Annotated in this window: 14 protein-coding genes and 1 pseudogene; 14 read left to right on the top strand and 1 reads right to left on the bottom strand. The window is 64.6% G+C overall.

Annotated features, from left to right (window positions below):
• Window positions 1–131 precede the first annotated feature (131 nt).
• The 14 genes and pseudogenes from BBI10_RS28725 (at window position 132) to BBI10_RS21315 (ending at window position 17,694) form a co-directional block, all read left to right on the top strand.
• Window positions 132–3,300, top strand: a pseudogene (locus BBI10_RS28725) (ImcF-related family protein).
• Window positions 3,297–4,907, top strand: a complete 1,611-nt coding sequence (gene tssA, locus BBI10_RS21255; protein WP_065991586.1) for a type VI secretion system protein TssA — start codon at window positions 3,297–3,299, stop codon at window positions 4,905–4,907. The pseudogene BBI10_RS28725 and the gene tssA overlap by 4 nt, the downstream one beginning before the upstream one ends.
• A 22-nt stretch (window positions 4,908–4,929) precedes the next feature.
• Entirely contained in the window at window positions 4,930–6,699 is a 1,770-nt protein-coding gene (gene tssF, locus BBI10_RS21260) for a type VI secretion system baseplate subunit TssF (protein WP_065991587.1), read from the top strand.
• A complete protein-coding gene (gene tssG, locus BBI10_RS21265; protein WP_065991588.1) occupies window positions 6,663–7,754 on the top strand; it encodes a type VI secretion system baseplate subunit TssG in 1,092 nt (363 codons plus the stop codon). Before tssF ends, tssG begins: the two co-directional genes overlap by 37 nt.
• Entirely contained in the window at window positions 7,735–8,271 is a 537-nt protein-coding gene (tssJ, locus tag BBI10_RS21270; protein ID WP_065991746.1) for a type VI secretion system lipoprotein TssJ, read from the top strand. The genes tssG and tssJ overlap by 20 nt, the downstream gene beginning before the upstream one ends.
• 36 nt (window positions 8,272–8,307) lie before the next feature.
• Window positions 8,308–8,715: a type VI secretion system baseplate subunit TssE gene (gene tssE, locus BBI10_RS21275; RefSeq protein ID WP_244160418.1), complete on the top strand. Its 408-nt coding sequence runs from the start codon at window positions 8,308–8,310 to the stop codon at window positions 8,713–8,715.
• Window positions 8,712–9,485, top strand: coding sequence for a type VI secretion system ImpA family N-terminal domain-containing protein (locus BBI10_RS21280; RefSeq protein WP_141695233.1), 774 nt, complete (start codon window positions 8,712–8,714; stop codon window positions 9,483–9,485). The genes tssE and BBI10_RS21280 overlap by 4 nt, the downstream gene beginning before the upstream one ends.
• A gap of 191 nt (window positions 9,486–9,676) precedes the next feature.
• A complete protein-coding gene (locus BBI10_RS21285) occupies window positions 9,677–10,309 on the top strand; it encodes a biliverdin-producing heme oxygenase (protein WP_244160407.1) in 633 nt (210 codons plus the stop codon).
• Window positions 10,302–12,524: an ATP-binding protein gene (locus BBI10_RS21290; protein WP_065991590.1), complete on the top strand. Its 2,223-nt coding sequence runs from the start codon at window positions 10,302–10,304 to the stop codon at window positions 12,522–12,524. The genes BBI10_RS21285 and BBI10_RS21290 overlap by 8 nt, the downstream gene beginning before the upstream one ends.
• Window positions 12,525–12,651: 127 nt before the next feature.
• A complete protein-coding gene (locus BBI10_RS21295; RefSeq protein ID WP_065991591.1) occupies window positions 12,652–13,920 on the top strand; it encodes an MFS transporter in 1,269 nt (422 codons plus the stop codon).
• A gap of 82 nt (window positions 13,921–14,002) precedes the next feature.
• Window positions 14,003–15,322, top strand: a complete 1,320-nt coding sequence (locus BBI10_RS21300) for a sensor histidine kinase (protein ID WP_065991592.1) — start codon at window positions 14,003–14,005, stop codon at window positions 15,320–15,322.
• Window positions 15,323–15,500: 178 nt separating this feature from the next.
• The gene (locus tag BBI10_RS21305) at window positions 15,501–15,686 is read left to right on the top strand and encodes a hypothetical protein (RefSeq protein WP_065991593.1); all 186 of its coding nucleotides are present in this window, start codon (window positions 15,501–15,503) and stop codon (window positions 15,684–15,686) included.
• Window positions 15,687–15,861: 175 nt separating this feature from the next.
• Window positions 15,862–17,289 (top strand): ATPase domain-containing protein, encoded by a 1,428-nt coding sequence (locus BBI10_RS21310; protein ID WP_083233208.1) that lies wholly within the window; start codon window positions 15,862–15,864, stop codon window positions 17,287–17,289.
• 45 nt (window positions 17,290–17,334) lie between these two features.
• On the top strand, window positions 17,335–17,694 hold the full coding sequence (locus BBI10_RS21315) for a response regulator (RefSeq protein ID WP_065991595.1): 360 nt from the start codon (window positions 17,335–17,337) through the stop codon (window positions 17,692–17,694).
• A 440-nt stretch (window positions 17,695–18,134) separates the two neighbouring features.
• Here BBI10_RS21315 and BBI10_RS21320 read toward each other — a convergent pair whose 3' ends face one another.
• A complete protein-coding gene (locus BBI10_RS21320) occupies window positions 18,135–18,371 on the bottom strand; it encodes a hypothetical protein (RefSeq protein WP_065991596.1) in 237 nt (78 codons plus the stop codon).
• Window positions 18,372–18,449: the final 78 nt, after the last annotated feature.

The following is an 18,449-nucleotide window of genomic DNA, read 5'->3' on the forward strand; positions in this document are numbered from 1 at the left end:
CGCTGGGCTGGCTTGATTACACCTATGGCGCAACGGTCGGACTGACGGAGAGACATCAGCAAATCACGGTGTTCCTGTTGCTGATGGTGATCGCGCTGTTGGTGCAGACCCTTCCTCGTGCGCTGGCGCTGATGAAGGCCCGCCGCAGCGTCGAGCGGCGGCAGGGTGACGGCGTATTCCCACCGGAGGAATCGTCATCCAACCCGGAAACCAAGAAACTCCCGGGCGTCGCTGAACTCCAGGAGCACCTCGACCACCAGTACAGCGCCTTCCAGCGCACCCGCACCCGCTTCATTCTGGTCGTCGGCGAGCCCAAACAGATCGAGGCCATCGCACCAGGCCTTGCCGACGCCCAGTGGCTCGAAGGCCAGAACACCGTGCTGCTCTGGGGCGGCAGCCCGCAAACGCAGCTCTGCAAAAACGCCACCCGCTGGCACGCCGTAACCCAGCGGCGGTGCCTGGACGGCGTGGTCTGGGCCCTTGATAAGCAGCAAAGCGCCAACGCCGCGACGATGGCCAGTGGCGTCGCCGGTTTGCAGCAACTGGCGCGAACCCTGGGCTGGCAGTTGCCGCTGCACCTGTGGGAGGTCTGCGAGAGCAATCGGACGCAGCAAAAGCACCCACGGGGGCCCGCCGGGTCGCTGCTGCCCCCGCGCTTCAGCGGCTCGCAACTGCAGACGATATTGGCCCCCATTGACGACTCTTTGCACCAGATGGGCCTGGCCGAGCTGGCGGTCTACCCCGACCATGACTTTCTCTCACGGTTATCTTCCAACCTGAAAGCAGAGGGCATCTCGCGCTGGCGGCAGGCCCTGACGCCGTTGCTGGGCAAGTTCGCGCGGGGCGTGCCGTTGCGCGGGCTGTGGTTCAGTTTGCCGGCGCCATCGACCGAGTCCAATGGCAATCAATGGCTGGCGGGTCCGGCGTGGGCCGGCGTGCTCGCGGACACACCTCGCGACGTCCGGCGCTTGAATTGGCCCGTCACGCGCATCAGCTACGCACTGGCACTGGGTGCCGCGCTGATCTGGGCAGCAGGCCTGCTGCTGTCGTTCTCCACCCACCGCGCCCAGATCATCGACATTCAGTCGTCCCTCGCGGCCGTGCAGCCTTCGGGCAACGGCGATGAGCCGTTGCTCGCCCTCAACGCGCTGATCCTCGAAATGGGCAGGCTGAAGGACCGAGCCCGGCGTGGCGAACCGTGGTACCAGCGCTTCGGGCTGAGCCAGAACGATGCACTGCTCGCGGCGATGTGGCCGCGCTATGTGGAGGCCAACAACCGGCTGATGCGCGACCCGGCGGCGGAGAATCTGAAGCGCCAACTGGCATGGCTGGTGGCGTCGCCCGCCGACAGTTCGCGGCGGGCGAAAGGCGCCCACAACGCTTACGTACAGCTCAAGGCCTACCTGATGATGGCCCGGCCGGAGAAAGTGGATGCGGCGTTTCTGGTGACCGCACTGGGTCATGCCGAGCCAACGAGAATGGGCGTGGCGCCGAGGTTGTGGAAAGGGCTGTCGCCCACGCTGTGGCAGTTTTACGCCGAACAGTTGGCGGCCAATCCGCAGTGGCGCATCGAGCCAGATAACGCACTGGTGGCCCAGGCGCGGCAGGTCTTGCTGGTGCAACTGGGCCAGCGCAATGGCGAAGCCAGCCTTTATCGGCAGGTGCTGGAGGCCGCCGCGAGCCACGCTCCCGATCTCGGGGTTGAGCAGATGGTCGATGACAAGGAGGCGTGGCCGCTGTTTTTCACCGAGGCGAGTGTGCCGGGGGTATTTACGCGGCAGGCGTGGGACGGGCAGGTGCGCCAGGCGATCGATGACATCGTCGAAGCCCGCCGCGAGCAGATCGACTGGGTGCTCAGCGATCGGGAAAGCAGCGCCGTTGCCGACACCTCGCCCGAGCAGCTCAGAGCGCGCCTGACCGATCGCTATTTCCATGATTACTCCGGTGCCTGGCTTGAGTTTCTCAACAGTGTGCAATGGCGACGGGCCGACAGCCTGGCCGACGTCATCGACCAATTGACGCTGATGAGCGACGTCCGTCAGTCACCGTTGATTGCCTTCATGAACACCCTGGCCTGGCAGGGGCAGGCCGGCAATCGCAGTCAGGGGCTCAAGGACTCGCTGGTGCAGTCGGCGCAGAAGCTGATGGGCAGCGAACGCTCGACCCGGGTGTCTGCCATCAGCCAGCAGCTCGACACGCCGGCCGGGCCGCTGGATCCGACCTTCGGCCCGCTGCTGGGGTTGTTGGGCAAGGACCCGGAAGGCAAGGGCAGTGATGACGACCTCAGCCTGCAGGCGTTCCTGACCCGCGTGACCCGGGTGCGCCTGAAGTTGCAGCAGGTCAGTCACGCCGCCGATCCCCAGGGGATGACCCAGGCCATGGCGCAGACGGTGTTCCAGGGCAAGAACATCGACCTCACCGACACCCGCGCCTACGGCGAGCTGCTCGCGGCCAGTCTCGGCGAGGAGTGGGACGGCGTGGCCCACGCGCTGTTTGTCCAGCCGCTGGATCAGGCCTGGCGCAAGGTGCTCGAGCCATCAACGGTGGCCCTCAACCGGCAATGGCAGCAAGGCGTTGTGGATGAATGGGACCAGGCGTTCCTCGGTCGCTACCCTTTTGCCGCCACCGGCAGCGACGCCTCGTTGCCGATGCTGGGCAAAATGATTCGGGCGGATTCAGGGCGTATCGAGCAGTTCCTCCAGCGCGAGCTGACCGGCGTGTTGCGCAAGGACGGCGGTCGCTGGGGGGTGGACCCGGCCCACGGCCAGGGCCTGCTGATCAACCCGAAAATTTCTCGCGGCCGTCAATCAGCTCAGCCACCTGGCCGACGTGCTCTACACCGACGGGGGCATGGGCATCAGCTTCGAGCTGCAGGGCAAGGCGGTGCGCGACGTGGTGCAGACCACCTTCGTGCTCAACGGCGCGCGGCATCAGTACTTCAATCAGAAAGAGAGTTGGCAGCGATTTGCCTGGCCAGGCAGCAGCGATTACCCCGGCGCCAGCCTGACCTGGACCAGCGTGCGCAGCGGCGAGCGTTTGTATGGCGACTTTCAGGGCGCCTGGGGGCTGATCCGTTTGCTGGACACCGCCACCGTCAACGCACTGGACGACAGTGACAGCCGCTACCGCATCACGGTGCCGGCGCCGGATGGCCTGGACCTGACCTGGCACATGCGCACCGAGCTGGGCGCGGGACCGATGAGCCTGCTGGCGTTGCGCAATTTCAAACTGCCGCGACAGATCTTCCTCAACGGGATCGCCAGCGCACCAACGTCATCGCGCGCCGAGGTGATGGAATGAGCCTGCAAACGTTGATCGCCACGACGCTGGGTGAGCGCGACGCGGTGGGCCTCGCCAGGGCCCAGGCTGAACACTGGACAGCGTTGCTGGCACCGATCAGTGCCGAGTCTGCCGTGGGTCAGGACCCCGGCTATGACGATGATTTCCAGAGCATGCGCGAGGAGGTCAACAAACTTTCCGGAGCGGACGCCGATCGGGTCGGCTCTCTGGCGGAAAAGCTGCTCAAAGTCACGTGCAAGGACCTGCGCGTGCTCACCTATTACCTGTGGGCGCGCCTGCAGCGGGACGGCGAGTCCGGGCTGGCGGAAAGCCTGAACCTCCTGGCCGCGATCATCGAACGCTACAGCGCCGACGTGCTGCCGGCGCGTCCCAACAGTCGCAAGGTAGCGCTGGAGTGGCTGGCGAGCGCCAAGGTGCTGGACAGCCTCACGCTGTACCCGGAAGTGGTGAAAGCCGAGGCCGAGCGCACAGTCGCCGCGCTCGCCTGGCTGGATCAGGTGCTGCAAGGCTGGCCTGCGCAACAACGCCCGGAACTGGGCGCGCTGTACGCGGCGCTGTCGGCACGGCTGGCCCAGTCCGGCGGACTCGACGCCGTGGTGCCGCAGTTCAGCGCCAGCCATGACGCTGCGAATCCTCAGGCCACCCAACACGCCGCCACCCCTGGCGTCGGCCCCGCGCCAAATACCATCCGCTCTGGCCGTGATCTGCTGGACAACGGCCGCACGCTGGCCAGCTATCTGCGCGAACAACCCCAGGGCTGGCTGGCGGCCCATCGGCTGATGAAAAGCCTTCGCTGGGACACCGTGCACCAGTCGCCGCCCCACGACGCGAGTGGCCGAACACGATTGGCACCGCCCCGGGGCGAATACCGCGCGCAGCTCAAACGGCTGTACCTGCAACAGAGCTGGAACGAGTTGCTCGATCAGGTGGAGCGCATGTTCGCCGAGGGCGTAAACCATTTCTGGCTCGACCTGCAGTGGTTTCTGTATCAGGCGCTGAGCCGGCAACCTGCGCCATTCGAGGGCTGGGCGCGGATCGTCAAGGAGGACCTGGGCCTGCTGCTCGAGCGCCTGCCGGGCCTCGAAACATTGTGCTGGGACGACGGCTCGGCCTTTGCCGATGAGACCACCCGCGAGTGGATCGAACAGCACGTCAGCACCCAAGGCGCTGCTGCCTGGTTGCCCGCGCCGGCCGCGTCCAACCCAGACGACGCCGACATTCTGGCCCTCGAAAGCGAGGCGCTGGCCCAGGCCGACCGCGACGGCGTCGAGGTGGCGCTGGCCTGGCTCGACACGCGCCCCGATATTCACAGCGGCCGGCAGCGCTGGCTGCTGCGCCTGCTGATGGCGCGGGTCGCCGAGCAGTACGGCAAAAGCGAGCTGGCGTTGCACCTGCTCGGCGAACTGGACGCCACGGCCCAGCGCCATGTCCTGGCCCAGTGGGAGCCGGCGCGGGTGTTCGAAGTCAAGGCGCGCTTGCTCAAGCTGCTGCGCCTCAAAGCCCAGCGCAGCGACGCCGACAAGGCTGCGCTGAGCAAACGCATGGAGCCGCTGCTGGCGGCTCTGGTGGCCATGGACCCGGTCCGCGCAGCAGTGCTGTGCGGCTGACACTCACAACCAGGAGGTTGCTTTGAACACGGACAATCTGACCCTGCGCTATTTCGATGCCGAAATGCGCTACCTGCGCGAGGCCGGCAAGGAGTTCGCCCAGGCGTTTCCCGACCGCGCCGCCTCGCTGAATCTGGACAAGCCCGGCGCCCACGATCCCTACGTCGAACGGCTGTTCGAAGGCTTCGCGTTCCTGATGGGGCGCCTGCGAGAGAAGCTCGACGACGACTTGCCGGAGCTGACCGAAGGCCTGGTCAGCCTGCTGTGGCCCCATTACCTGCGCACGATCCCCTCGCTGTCGATCGTCGAGTTGCAGCCCGACGTGCACCAGATGAAGCAGAGCGAGGAGGTCGCGACGGGCTTTGAAATTCAGTCGCAACCCATCGGCCCTCAGCGCACGCGCTGCAGTTACACCACCACCCAAGCGGTGACCCTGCGTCCGCTGGCGCTGGATTCGGTGCGCCTGGCCCAGGAGCCGGACGGCCGCTCGCTGATCCGCCTGCGTTTTTCCTGCGGTGCGCTGAGCCATTGGGGCCAGCTGGACTTGCGCCGCATCCCGCTGTACCTCAACGCCACGCCGGCGGTGGCCAACGCGCTGCACCACGCGCTGACCCTGGGCACCCAGGCCCTCTACGTGCGTCAGCCCGGGGACGCCCAACGTAAACCGCTGCAGGGGCGTTTCACGCCCAAGGGCTTCAGCGATGAAGACCGGCTCTGGCCCAAGGGCGACAGCGCCTTCAGCGGCTATCAGTTGCTGCTGGAGTACTTCAGTTTTCGCGAGAAATTCATGTTCGTCACCTTGCACGGGCTCGAGAACATGAGCATCGCGCCGGACGCGCCGTGGTTCGAGCTCGAGGTCGTGCTGAGTCAGGCGTGGCCCCACGGGCTTGCCCTGAGCGCGGAACAGATTCGCCTGCACGCCGTGCCGGTGATTAATCTGTTCCCGCTGGAGGCCGACCCGCTGTCCCTGGACCCTCTGCAGACCGACTATCTATTGCGGCCGATGCGTCTGCAGGACGGCCACACCGAGATCTATTCGGTCGACCGGGTGACAGCGTCCCGGGGTTCCGGGCGGGAAGCCTACGTGCCGTTTTCCAGCTTCCGGCACAAGGGCGGCATGCTCCGCGACGAGGCGCCCGAGCGTTATTTCCACACCCGCCTCAAGCGCGCAGCGAACGGGCTGCATGACACCTGGCTGATACTCGGCGGAGAGGGCGCCGACGTCGATCGGCTCGCCGAGCGCGCGTGTCTGTCCCTGCGGCTCACTGGCACCAACGGCCAGTTGCCGCGAAAAGCGCTGCAAAGCACGATCCTCGACACGCCGTTGCACGCCACCCAGGCAGGCCTGCGGGTGCGCAATCTGTGTGCGCCGACCCTGCCGTGCTACCCGCCGAGTCGCGACCGTTTTCACTGGCGAGTATTGAGCCACCTGGGCTCGAACTTCCTGCCGATGCTCGACAGCGCCGAAGTGCTGCGCGGCACCCTGGCGCTGTACGACTGGACCGGCAGCGAGCTCAATCGCCGGCGTCTGGAGGCCATCGTCGACGTCCGTCACCACCTCGTTCAGCGCTTCGAAAAAGGCTTTCTCCTGCGCGGGGTGGACATCGAAGTCACCCTCGACGCCAACGGTTTTGCCGGCGAGGGCGACATCTGCCTGTTCGGCGAAATGCTCAACCGGTTCTTCGCGCTGTACGCCGACATCCACCTGTTCACCCAGATCACCCTGATCCTGCAACCGACCGGGAGGAGCCTGCGATGGAGCGAAAACCACAGCCAGCGGATTCCAGGTTAAGACTCGTCGAATGGCTCGATGCCGTGCAGGGTCGGGTGGCAGAGGCGAGCGTCTACCGTTTCTGCCAGTTGCTGGAAAGCGCTGCGCCCGGCCAGCCGTCGTTGGGCAGCACGGAAAACCCGAAGGATGATCTGGTGCGTTTCCGGCCTGACCCCGGCATGGGCTTTCCGGCCAGTGAGCTCAAAGCCGTGGAGTGGTCGTCTGAGGATCAGCCACTGCCCGCGACCGTGCGCACCCGCTTGCTCGGCCTCTATGGCGTGGATTCGCCGCTGCCGACGCGCTACCTCGACGACATCGCGCAAAAGCGGGAAGGCCACGAGGCGCTGGAGGGGTTTCTCGACATCTTCAGCCATCGGGTCTTCACCCAGTTTTACCGGATCTGGCGCAAGTATTCGTACCCGGCGTCGTTCTCGCCCGCTGGCGCCGACCCGACCTCGCAATGCCTGTTCGGGCTGATCGGGCTGGGCATCCCCGGCACGGCAAAACGTATCGCCACGCCGCTGTCGCGCTTTCTGGCGCTGCTCGGGGTGATGCGTTTGCCGACCCGCAATGCCGAGGGCATTTCGGCGCTGGTGCATTTGCTGGCGTCTCAGACCCGGGTGTCGATCGCGCCGCACTGGCCGCGAAACATCGCCCTCGCCACGCCGGCCAGCCTGTCCTCCGCACGGCCGGTGAACCTGTCCCAGGGCACGCCGCTGGGCAGCGTCGGTCGCGACGTCAACAGCGAACTGTTGCTGACACTGTTCACCGCCGACCACGACGAGGCGCGGGAATGGCTGCCCGGCGGCGGCTTGCACAGCGACCTGCGGGTGCTGCTGCAGGTGTATCTGGGCTGGCGCTGTACGGCGCGGTTGCGCTTGTCGCTGCCGATTGATTGCCTGCCGGTGTCAGCGCTGAGCGGACGCGGCGTGCTGCTGGGCATGACTGCTGGGCTCGGGTTGAAGGCCCGCGCTGCCGGGGAAAACGACACGATCACTATCCATTTGGGCCGTTATCAGGGGCTCCACCTCAACCCTCAGGAAAGAGAAACCACCCATGTCGCCTATGATTTTTAGAACGTTGACCCTCTGCGCCTTCGGGCTCCTCGTCAGCGGCTGCGGGGTCACGCAAAGCGTGTCGGACTCCACCGCATCAATGACCAGGGCGATCTTCTACAAACAGGTCAGAACACTGCGTCTGGACTTCGACGGCCGCCAGGCCCTGAACACCGAAGGCACGGACATGCGCGCCTTGTCGGTGCCGGTGATGGTGCGGGTGTACCAGCTGCGCGACGGCAAATCGGCAAGCAAAGCCACCTACGACGACCTGCTGCGGGACGCCGACCGCCTGCTCGGCGCTGACCTGCTGGATCAGCGCTCACTGGTGATCAAGCCGGGGGAGGGGGCGCAGCTGGATGTGCCGCTGGACGAAAACGCCGGGGTGGTCGCCGTCGTCGGGTTGTTCCGCGAGCCCGATTCACAGGCCAACGACTGGCGCATGCTGCTCAACCGCGACGACCTCGACCCGGACCGGCCACGGGTTATCGAACTGGGGGAAAGCCGGCTGACGCTGCGCCCCCTGGCCGAGGGTTGAGCCATGACCGAGCTCAACCCGTCGCTCTACTAAACCCTGCTGCAGAATTTCACCGGTGAACTCGATCTGGCCCGGGTGGCGGAGGACGACCAGTACGTGCTCTCGGTGCTGGACAACCTGCAGCGCATTCTCAACAGCCGCGCGGGCACCCTCGCGCACCTGCCCGATTACGGCCTGCCGGACATGGGCACCGTGCTCGAAGGCTTGCCGTCTGCCGCCCATGGACTGATGCGGACCATCGCCGACACGCTGCTCAAATACGAGCCGCGCCTGCTGTCGCTGCACATTGAGCTGTTGCCGCAGACCGAACCGGGCCATCTGGTCTACGCCCTCGACGCGACGCTGGAAGGCGAGCGCATCGCGACGTTCGGCACGACGTTGAGCCCGGAGGGAAGGGCGGTGGTGCGTCATCTCAAGCGCCATGATGTGCGGGCCCTCCCGTGAGGCTGACAGCGCGCGCGATGACCCAGGGCTTCGCCATGGAGATCAAGGCCGGCGGCGATCCGCGGGAATTGCCGGACTACCGCAGGTTGTGCATTGAAATGGCGCGAATGGGTCATCCGGCCTGCCCTGATGTGGACTGGCAATCCATCGAACAGTGCTGCCTGGCCTTGTTTGCCAGCCATGGCGCGGACCTGCAAACGGCGGCGGCTTATGCCCTGACGCGCAGTCACTTGGCCGGAGTGGACGGGATCTTCGAAGGCGTGGCGGTGCTGGAGAGCCTTCTGCGGGCAGACGCCAAACCCTGGCCCCGAGGGGTATCGGCGCGGGCGGAAATCCTCGGCGGAGTGTTCGGCTCGTGGCAAGCGGTGCTGCGGGAACTGGAGATCAACCCTTGCGATCGGGCAGGCCTTAACCTGCTGAGCACGCGGCTTGGGTCGCTGCGCCAGACGCTGGTTGAGCAACATCCGCAATCCCTCATCGCGCTGGATCGGTTACACGAGCAGATCGGACAGCGGGTGTCACGTCTGGAGCGCGATGCCCAAGCCCTTGGCGTTGTCGGGCAGCAAACAGCGCGAGCTTCAACGCTGCCCACCTCAGCGGACTCCCCAGTGCAGCGCGCAGTGCCCGGCTCAACGCAGCGCAACCGGCCCGGCACGCAAAGGAAGGCCACGCCCCCCAATTCGCCCCTCCAGCAGCGTCGAGCGCTCCGTATCGGATGGCTCGCCGCCGCGCTGTTCGGCTGTCTCATCGTTCTTGCCGCAGGCTATTGAGGTGCGTTGACCTCACACTTTTCGCGGGGTCGGTCGCGCACGGAATGTACCGCCCGGCTGAACCTTGGCATTTACCCGTCGGCCATATTTACAGCCGGGCACTGACTCCATTAGTGTGCGCGCATCATCTGCCTCAACACCGCGGCTGCCGCATGTTCAGGCACGTCCGCTCAGACCGGACACTTTCGCCCTTGGTTGAAATCACCCCTGCGTTGCGCGACCCTTGCGTCCCGGCCCCCGTTGCCAGCGTCCTTCAGCAATTGCGAACGGCGACCGCTGTCCAGCACACGGCACTCGAAGCCCGATTGCCACTGACCCACCCACAGCTTGATCTCGACACCTACAAACGGATCATCGCTGCCTATTACGGTTTTCATCTGCCCCTGCAACAGTCGATTGAGCGTTTTCTGGCGCCCCAGGCCGTTGATCCTGCGCGGCAGAAAATCCCGGCGTTGATCAAGGATCTGCACGCTCTCGGCCTGGACGACCTGCAGATTGAGGCGCTGCCGCTGTGCACCGAGCTGCCCGCCATCGACAGCGTCGCGCAGTTACTCGGCGTGATGTACGTCATGGAAGGGGCGACCCTGGGGGGGCAGGTGTTGCGCCGCATCATCGCCGGCAGACTGGGCGTGGACGCCGACAGCGGCGGCGAGTTTCTGGACGTCTACGGCCGCGACACCGGTCGTCTGTGGAAAGCTTTCCTCAAACAACTGGCCGAGTTCGACACCCCGCTGCACAACACCGAGGTGGTGCAATCGGCCCGCCACACCTTTGAATCCTTTCAAACCTGGCTGGAGCGAGCGGGAGTGCTGAACAATGCTTAACAACATGCAGACCATGGACGACCTGCTGGACACCTGCGCCAACGAACCGATTCGTATCCCGGGCGCCATTCAGCCCCACGGCGCTCTGCTCACGCTGCTCGAAGCCGACTGGTCCGTGCAACAGGCCAGTGCCAATGCCTGGCAGATGCTGGGCATTCCCGGCGACGTGCAGGCCGGCGACTCGCTGGCACGCTGGCTGGGCGAGGCGCAGGCCGACGCCTTGCGCGACGCCGTTCGGGACGCGGATCTGCACAGCCTCGATCCGTTGCCGATGCAGTTTGCCGGGCAGGCATTCGATGGCCTGTTGCATCGCCATGACGGCCTGCTGTTTCTGGAGGTGGAGCCCGTCGCCACCCAGGCATCGATGCAGCACTTGGGCCCGCGCCTCACGCGCACCTTGCGTCGCCTGCAATCGGCCAAATCACTGGACGATCTGTACGCCATCAGCGTCGCGGAAATCCGCGCACTGACCGGCTACGACCGGGTGATGATCTATCGCTTTGAAGAGGAGGGCCACGGGCAGGTCATTGCCGAGTCGGCAACGGCCGAACTGGACGCCTACCTGGGGCTTTTTTTCCCCGCCACTGACATTCCGCAACAGGCCCGCGAGCTGTATCGCCTGAACTGGCTGCGCATCATCCCCGACGCCGCGTATGTGCCGGCGCCTATGGTCCCGGCCCTGCGCCCGGATACCGGCGAACCGCTGGACATGAGCCACGCGGTGCTGCGCAGCGTGTCGCCGATCCATTGTCAGTACATGCATAACATGGGCGTGCGCTCATCGATGAGCATCTCCCTGCTCAAGGATGAACGCCTCTGGGGCCTGATCAGTTGCGGCAATCGCGAGCCGCTGCAGGTTCCCCACACCCTGCGCTCAGCCTGCCAGACCATCGGACAAGTGCTGTCGATGCAGATCAGCCTGCTGGAAGATCAGCACACTCAGCGCCAGCGACTGGCCAAACACCACATGCTGGACCGGCTGTCCAGGGCGATGAACGAGTCCGCGGCCGACGTCTACAACGGGCTGCTTGAACATTCCCAGGCGCTGCTGACACTGGTCGACGCCAACGGTGTGGCGGTGATCATCGACGGTCAGGTGCACCTGATCGGCCAGTGCCCGAGCACCGAGCAAGTGAGCGCGTTGCAGCAATGGCTGCAGAACCGGCCCGGAGCGGTGTTCGAGACGTCCAGCCTCGGCGCCGTGTTCCCCGACGCGCAAGGGTATCCAGACGTGGCCAGCGGACTGCTGGCGTTCAGCTTGCCCAAGCCGGTGGCCAACGCGGTGCTGTGGTTTCGCGCAGAGGTCAGGGGCAGCGTGGAGTGGAGCGGTAACCCACAGGAGGCCAAACGGGTCGTCAATGACCGCCTGCAGCCACGGGAATCCTTTGCCCTGTGGGAACAGCAGGTCGAGGGCAAGGCCAGGGCCTGGAGCGCCGGCGAGGTCTACGCGGTGTCCGACCTGCGTCGCTCGGCGCTGGAGGCGGACCTGTCACGGCAGGTGCTGCGCGAAAAAGAGGCCGTGCGTGCCCGCGATGAGCTGGTGGCCGTGGTGTCCCACGACCTGCGCAGCCCGCTGACCGTCATCGTCATGCAGTGCGCCATGATGCAGCGGGTGATCAACGCCGACGCCACGGCGTCTACCAAACGACTCAACTCGGCCATCGACATCCTGCAGCGCGCGTCCACGCGAATGACCAACCTGCTGGAGGATTTGCTCGATACCTCAAAGATCGAAGCCGGCCGCTACTTCATCGACGCCGAGCCGCTGGAAGTCAGTCAGTTGTTCGAAGACGCCTGGTCACTGCTCACGCCACTGGCGCTGAACAAATTCATCGACCTGACGTTCGACGCTGATCCCGACCTGACGATTTTCGCTGACCCGGAGCGCATGTTCCAGGTGCTCTCCAATCTGGTGGGCAATGCCATCAAATTCACGCCCAAGTCCGGCAGTGTGAAGGTGACGGCGTCAGCCGCGGGCGACAATGTGGTGTTCGCCGTGGTGGACAGCGGGGATGGCATTCGTGGCGATCAATTGCCCCACGTGTTCGAGCGCTATTGGCGCAGGCGTGAAGGCAATCCGAGCGGCACGGGCCTGGGGCTCTACATCTCCCAGGGCATCGTCAGGGCCCACGGCGGCGAACTGACCGCCGCCAGTGAAGAGGGCGTCGGCAGCGAATTCCGCTTCACGGTGCCGCGCGCGTCCATGGCGTCCTGACCCGGACGCGAGCGCCCCAGTGGCCGGGGGTTATTCCTGACTGGAATCCCCCGCATGAAAAACATGAATTTTATTTATGCCTGTCAGCCCTCTACCGTGAGCGTGTTCCGTTCACGGTAGAGCCATCATGACCGCACACCCCCAATCCCAGGCTGAGCCCCTGCCATCCATCGTCGAAGAGCACTGGAAGCGCAATCTGGCCGTTTGTGTGTTCGGCGCGTTCACCACCATCGTCGCCATGACGCTGCTGCTGCCGTTTCTGCCGCTGTATGTCGAACACTTGGGCGTCAGCGATCAGGCCGCCATCGTGCAGTGGTCGGGGGTGGCGTTTGGCGCGACCTTTCTGTCTGCCGCGCTGACGGCACCGCTGTGGGGGCGGCTGGGCGACCGCTACGGGCGCAAGCTCATGCTGATTCGCGCCAGCCTGGGCATGGCGGTGGCGATGTCGCTGATCGGGCTGGCGGAGAACATTTACCAGTTGGTCGGGCTGCGTTTGCTGGCAGGGTTGCTCGGCGGCTATGCCTCCGGCGCGACCATTCTGGTGGCGACGCAGACGCCCAGGGCGCGCACCGGCTGGGCACTGGGCATGCTCTCTTCGGGGATCATGGCCGGTAATCTCGCCGGGCCGTTGATTGGCGGACTGTTGCCGCCGCTGATCGGCATCCGTACCACGTTCTTCCTGGCCGGGGGCGTGATCTTTCTGACCTTCCTTGCGACGCTGTTTCTGATGAAGGAAGCGCCTCGGCTTCGACGTCAGGCGGGTGCGGCGAAGGCGCCGGCTGTGCGGGCGTGGGACGTCATCGCGGACAAAAAACCGGTGCTGACCATGCTGGTTGTGGCCTGTCTGGTGATGTTTTCGATCATGTCCATCGAGCCGATCATCACCGTGTACCTGACCCAATTGCACAGTGAAAACGTCACGCTGATGGCCGGGCTGGTGATGTCGGCTACCGCCCTGGCCAGCGTGTTGTCGGCGTCCCGCATCGGCAAGCTGGCCGACCGCACCGGCCACTGGAAAGTGGTCATCGGCTGCCTGACGGCGGCCGCTCTGTTGCTCATCCCCCAGGCGTTCGTCAGCCATGCCTGGCAATTGGTGCTGCTGCGTTTTCTGATGGGCATTGCCCTGGGCGGCCTGTTGCCGTGCATTGCGGCGATCATCCGCCATTCGGTGCCCGACGCCGTGGCGGGGCGCATGCTGGGCTATTCCACGTCTTGCCAGTACATCGGCCAGGTGCTGGGGCCGCTGACCGGGGGGTACCTGGGCGGGCATTTCGGGATGCCGGTGGTCTTCATCGCCACCTGCCTGCTGATGGGCGGGTGCGCGGTCGGGATGTTGCTGATGCGGCCTCTGATGTCCAGCGGGACGGGCGCCAGCCGGGCGGAGCGCGGCATTTGACAAAACCATGACATCCCGCACCCGATAATCGCCGCAGGAGGGGCGACGCCCCGGATTCGAGTACCGCCATGCACGGACCTTCATGGACATCAAACACAGCCTCAAGCAACGGATTGTCATCGTATTCGCCTTGATGAGCACCCTGGTCGCCGGGGTATTCGCCGCCGGTATCATTGCCACCGTGCACGTGGTCGAAAAGCGCCTGTCGATCATGAGCCTGAAGGGCAACATGCACCGTCTGCTGGCGGTGGACAGCATCAACGACTGGCGCCACCGGCCTGAAAAAGACGAATTGTTCTACGCCGAAGAGGGCGTTGGCGACCTTGCCATGAGCGATGACCTCAAGGGCCTGCCCCTGGGATTTCAGGAGTTCTTTCGCGGCAAGAAAGCCTATTACGCCATGGTCTCGGAAGTGAACGGGCGCCATTACGTGTTGTTGCGGGATCAGCGCAAATTCCAGAAACGTGAACGAATTCTGTTCGGGGTCGTGCTGGTCGGCTTCGTCCTCAGCGTGCTGTTGGCGGTGTTGCTGGGGCGGCTGCTGGCGTCCCGGGTGATCACGCCGGTGTCGCGCCTGGCCGGTCAGGTGCGCCATCGCGATCAGTTGCTGGAACTGGCGCCGGTGCTCGCCAGCGATTACGCCAATGACGAAGTCGGCGCACTGGCCCGATCCTTCGACGAAACCCTGGGCCGGCTGCGGGCCGCGCTGAGTCGCGAAAAGCTGTTCACCAGCGACGTCAGCCATGAGCTGCGCACGCCGCTCATGGTGCTGGCGACGTCCTGCGAACTGCTGATGGAATACCCGGCGCTGGACGACCGTTCCCGCACGCAGGTCAAGCGCATCGGCAAGGCCACCGCGGGTATGAACCAACTGGTCGAAACCTTCCTGCTGCTGGCCCGTACCGAAGGCAAGAACACGCCTCATGGCCAGCGGTCGTCTCTGGTGCTGATCGCCGACGAGCTGGCTGACACCTGGCGCACGCCCATCGAAGCCAAAGGCTTGCGCTTCAGCTATCAGCGCCTGGACGGCGACGACGAGGCCTACAACGCGCCCTTGCTGCGCTCGGTGATGGGCAATCTCTTGCGCAACGCCTGGCACTACACCGATCAGGGATTCATCCAGTTGACCCTGCGCAGCGACGGGTTCAGCGTCGAGGACAGCGGCATCGGCATTCCGCTGGAAAAACAGCAGGCCATGTTCCAGCCCTTCGTGCGCGGCGACGAACAGCGCGGGGAGGGGCTGGGCCTGGGGTTGTCGCTGGTCCAGCGCATCTGCGCCAACCAGCACTGGACAGTCAACCTGACCAGCCGTGATGACGGGGGATGCTGTTTTACCGTGTCGCTGAAGCCGACCCATGAGATGTTGGTGGCCACAAGCCCCAGCGCCGACATCAGCGATTAATCCGACGCTTTCCCGGCTGAAGCCGGTCCTGCAGCCGGTCCTGCAGTCGAGGCCAAACCAGTCCAACCGCGGCCGGTCCACAGGGCGCAGGCGAAACCGCGCACGCCACTGGTCCGGTGCACCGCACGAGGGCTCGACAGTGCGCTCCAACGGTTGCCTCCCTTATGGACCCGCGACCATGCATCCTTCCAGCCCATCACTCATTTGCATGCCTGCCGACGATCCCGCGGTAGGTACGGATGACACCCCTGAATATCCCCTGTCTGCCCCCATCAAACCCGACGATCCCGAGCGGCGCAGCGAGCAGTCCCAGGCCGAGACCGATGGGTGCACCCCCGAAGCCGGTGCCGATCCGGCCGAGTGATTATCATTCGTTCGGATGGGTGAATCGCTGCGTCTGTCGGCAAATGCGTGTGCATCTGTCATTGAAATTGATGATTGCGCTTGGAAAGCTTCTTCAAAAACGGAAGAATGCGCGATTATTCGCGCACCTAACTCGCAATATTCACCACGCCAATACCGTGGCGGAGGAAGCAAATTTGAATCAGCTAAAACGCCTTCAGAGCGGAATTGAAGGGCTTGATGAGCTGCTAATGGGCGGCTTCGTTGCCGGGTCCTCGTACATCATTCAGGGTCGACCGGGCTCCGGAAAAACCATTCTGGCTAACCAGATCGGTTTCAATCACATCCGCAATGGCGGCCGCGTGCTGTTCGCGACCCTGCTCGCCGAGCCCCACGAACGGCTGTTTCAGTTCCTCTCCACCATGAGCTTCTTCGACAAAGACCGGGTCGGCGACCAGATCCAGTTCGTCAGCGCGTTCGACACCATGGAAAACGACGGCCTTGATGAAGTCGTCAAGCTGCTGCGCCGGGAGATCGTCCGCCAGAAGTCCACGGTGATGATCCTCGACGGGCTGCTCAATGCCCGCTCCAAAGCCGAATCCACTCTCAACACCAAACGCTTCATCTCCGAACTGCAGGGCCACGCCGCTTTCGCCGGGTGCACGGTGTTCTTCCTCACCAGTTCCCAGCTGGACGACGGCAGCCCCGAACACACCATGGTCGACGGCGTGCTGGAAATGGGCGAAGAGCTGGTCGGCAACCGGTCCGTGCGCCGTATCAAGGCGCGCAAGACCCGTGGCAGTGGCGCCATCCCCGGCGCCCACGAATGCGAAATCACCGAAAACGGGCTGGTCGTCTACCCGCGCCTTGAAAGCACCATCACCCACTCGGCGCTGCGCGACAGTGCTGAGTTCAGCGTCGTCGCCAGCGGGATCGACACGCTGGACCCGCTGATCGGTGGTGGCCTGGTGGAATCGTCGGTGACCTTGCTCCTCGGCCCGTCGGGCACGGGCAAGACCACGTTCGGCCTTAACTTTCTCGCGCGCTCGACGCCCGATGAACCGGGGCTGCTGTTCGGCTTCTACGAGTCGCCACAGCGCCTTCGGGTGAAGGCGGCGGCGCTCGGCCTGGACTTTGAAGCGCTGGAACGCGCCGGTGCGCTGCACATCGCCTGGAAATCACCGACCGCCGAGTTGATCGACAAACTCGCCCTCGACCTGCTGCGGATCGTCGAGCAGCACGGCATCAAGCGCGTGTTCCTCGACAGTCTCGGCGGCATGGCCCGGGCGTCGTGCGATCAATCGCGGATTCTCGACCTCTTCAGCGCCCTGATGAGCGAGCTTCGCGCCCGTGGCGTCACGGTGGTCTCAAGCTGGGAAATCCGCGGCCTGATCGGCGGCAAGATCGACGCACCGGCCCCTGATATGTCGGGCATCGTCGACAACCTCATGCTGATCCGCTTCGCGCAATCGACGGCGGGGCTGACCCGGCAACTGTCGATCCTCAAAATCCGCGATAACCCCTACGACCCGGCCCTGCTGGACGTCTTGATCGGCGAGCAGGGTCTGACTGTGAAAAAGGCTGCGTTCCATGCCCTCGACGATTCAGGCAATGCAACGGCGTAGAAGTCGTCATCGAGCCGATGATCGCTCATTGGCGCGGAGGGCTGCATGACCACGATTCTGATCGTCGACGATGAATACCTCATCGCTGACATCCTCAGCTTCGCGCTGGAAGACGAAGGCTACCTGACGGTCACCGCCGGCAGCGGACTGAAGGCCCTCGGCATTCTCGAACGCGAGCGCCCGCAGCTGATTATTACGGATTACATGATGCCCGGGATGAACGGCATCGAGCTGGCGGAAGCGGTGCGCGTGAATCAGAGCCTGGGGCAGATTCCGATTGTGCTCATGAGCGGTGCGCAGTCGCATCTGGGCATCGCCCGGCCAGACCTGTTCAGCAAAGTGTTCGACAAGCCGTTCGAGATCAGCGCAGTGCTGGAAGCGGTACGGTCGCTGCTGGGCACGTAGGACCGGCTTCAGCCGGGACGAGACCATTGTGGACGCCAGCAAATTTGCGGCGCGGCTGCCGGCGTATTCCCGGCTAAAGCCGGTCCTACGGTCGAGGTCACAGCTGCTGCCTAGCTCGAGGCGCAGTAAGTCTCACTGGACGCTTGGGATGCTTTTTGTGGGACCGGCTTCAGCCGGGAAGAGGCCATTGTGGACGCCAGCAAATTTGCGGCGCGGCTGCCGGCGCATTCCCGGCTAAAGCCGGTCCTACAGTCGAGGTCATGGCTGCTGGCGAAGTCCGGGAGCAAGTCTCACTGGACGCTTGGGATGCTTTTTGTGGGACTGGCTTCAGCCGGGAAGAGGCCGGTGTGGACGCCAGCAATTTTGCGGCGCGGCAGATGATGCCGGGCGTGGATTAAAACTCAGGAGGGCAGGGCGGCCATGGCGCCGCCCTGAGTGAATCAACGTCCGTCAGCGACCTTGCGTTCGATCTCAGCTGACTTTTTGTTCAGCTCCTCGGCGTCCTGTTCCTTTTCCCGAATGGAGGTCGGGGTGATGATTTCGTCCACCGCGCGGGTGTCGTTGTCAGGGTCATTGAGGTCTCGCTGTACCACGTTGACGGGTTTGCCAGCGCTGTCCAGGGTTGGCGCGTCGGGCTGGGTGACGTTGCGTGGGTCGACCGGGGTGTCGTTGCTCATGGGTTCATCCTCGCTGTGGGGTATGAGGGTTGGATGTGTCGACGGTCGCCGAGTTCGGGTTTTTTTCGGCCGCGTGCC

This window comes from Pseudomonas graminis (assembly GCF_001705435.1).
GTDB classification, from domain to species: domain Bacteria; phylum Pseudomonadota; class Gammaproteobacteria; order Pseudomonadales; family Pseudomonadaceae; genus Aquipseudomonas; species Aquipseudomonas graminis_B.

Bases quoted from the DNA above. Each gene is read 5' to 3' on its own strand.
- BBI10_RS21305 (WP_065991593.1), top strand. From the start codon at position 15,501: ATGCATCCTTCCAGCCCATCACTCATTTGCATGCCTGCCGACGATCCC.
- tssG (WP_065991588.1), top strand. From the start codon at position 6,663: ATGGAGCGAAAACCACAGCCAGCGGATTCCAGGTTAAGACTCGTCGAA.
- BBI10_RS21290 (WP_065991590.1), top strand. From the start codon at position 10,302: ATGCTTAACAACATGCAGACCATGGACGACCTGCTGGACACCTGCGCC.
- tssA (WP_065991586.1), top strand. From the start codon at position 3,297: ATGAGCCTGCAAACGTTGATCGCCACGACGCTGGGTGAGCGCGACGCG.
- BBI10_RS21300 (WP_065991592.1), top strand. From the start codon at position 14,003: ATGGACATCAAACACAGCCTCAAGCAACGGATTGTCATCGTATTCGCC.
- tssJ (WP_065991746.1), top strand. From the start codon at position 7,735: ATGTCGCCTATGATTTTTAGAACGTTGACCCTCTGCGCCTTCGGGCTC.
- BBI10_RS21315 (WP_065991595.1), top strand. From the start codon at position 17,335: ATGACCACGATTCTGATCGTCGACGATGAATACCTCATCGCTGACATC.
- BBI10_RS21295 (WP_065991591.1), top strand. From the start codon at position 12,652: ATGACCGCACACCCCCAATCCCAGGCTGAGCCCCTGCCATCCATCGTC.
- BBI10_RS21320 (WP_065991596.1), bottom strand. From the start codon at position 18,371: ATGAGCAACGACACCCCGGTCGACCCACGCAACGTCACCCAGCCCGAC.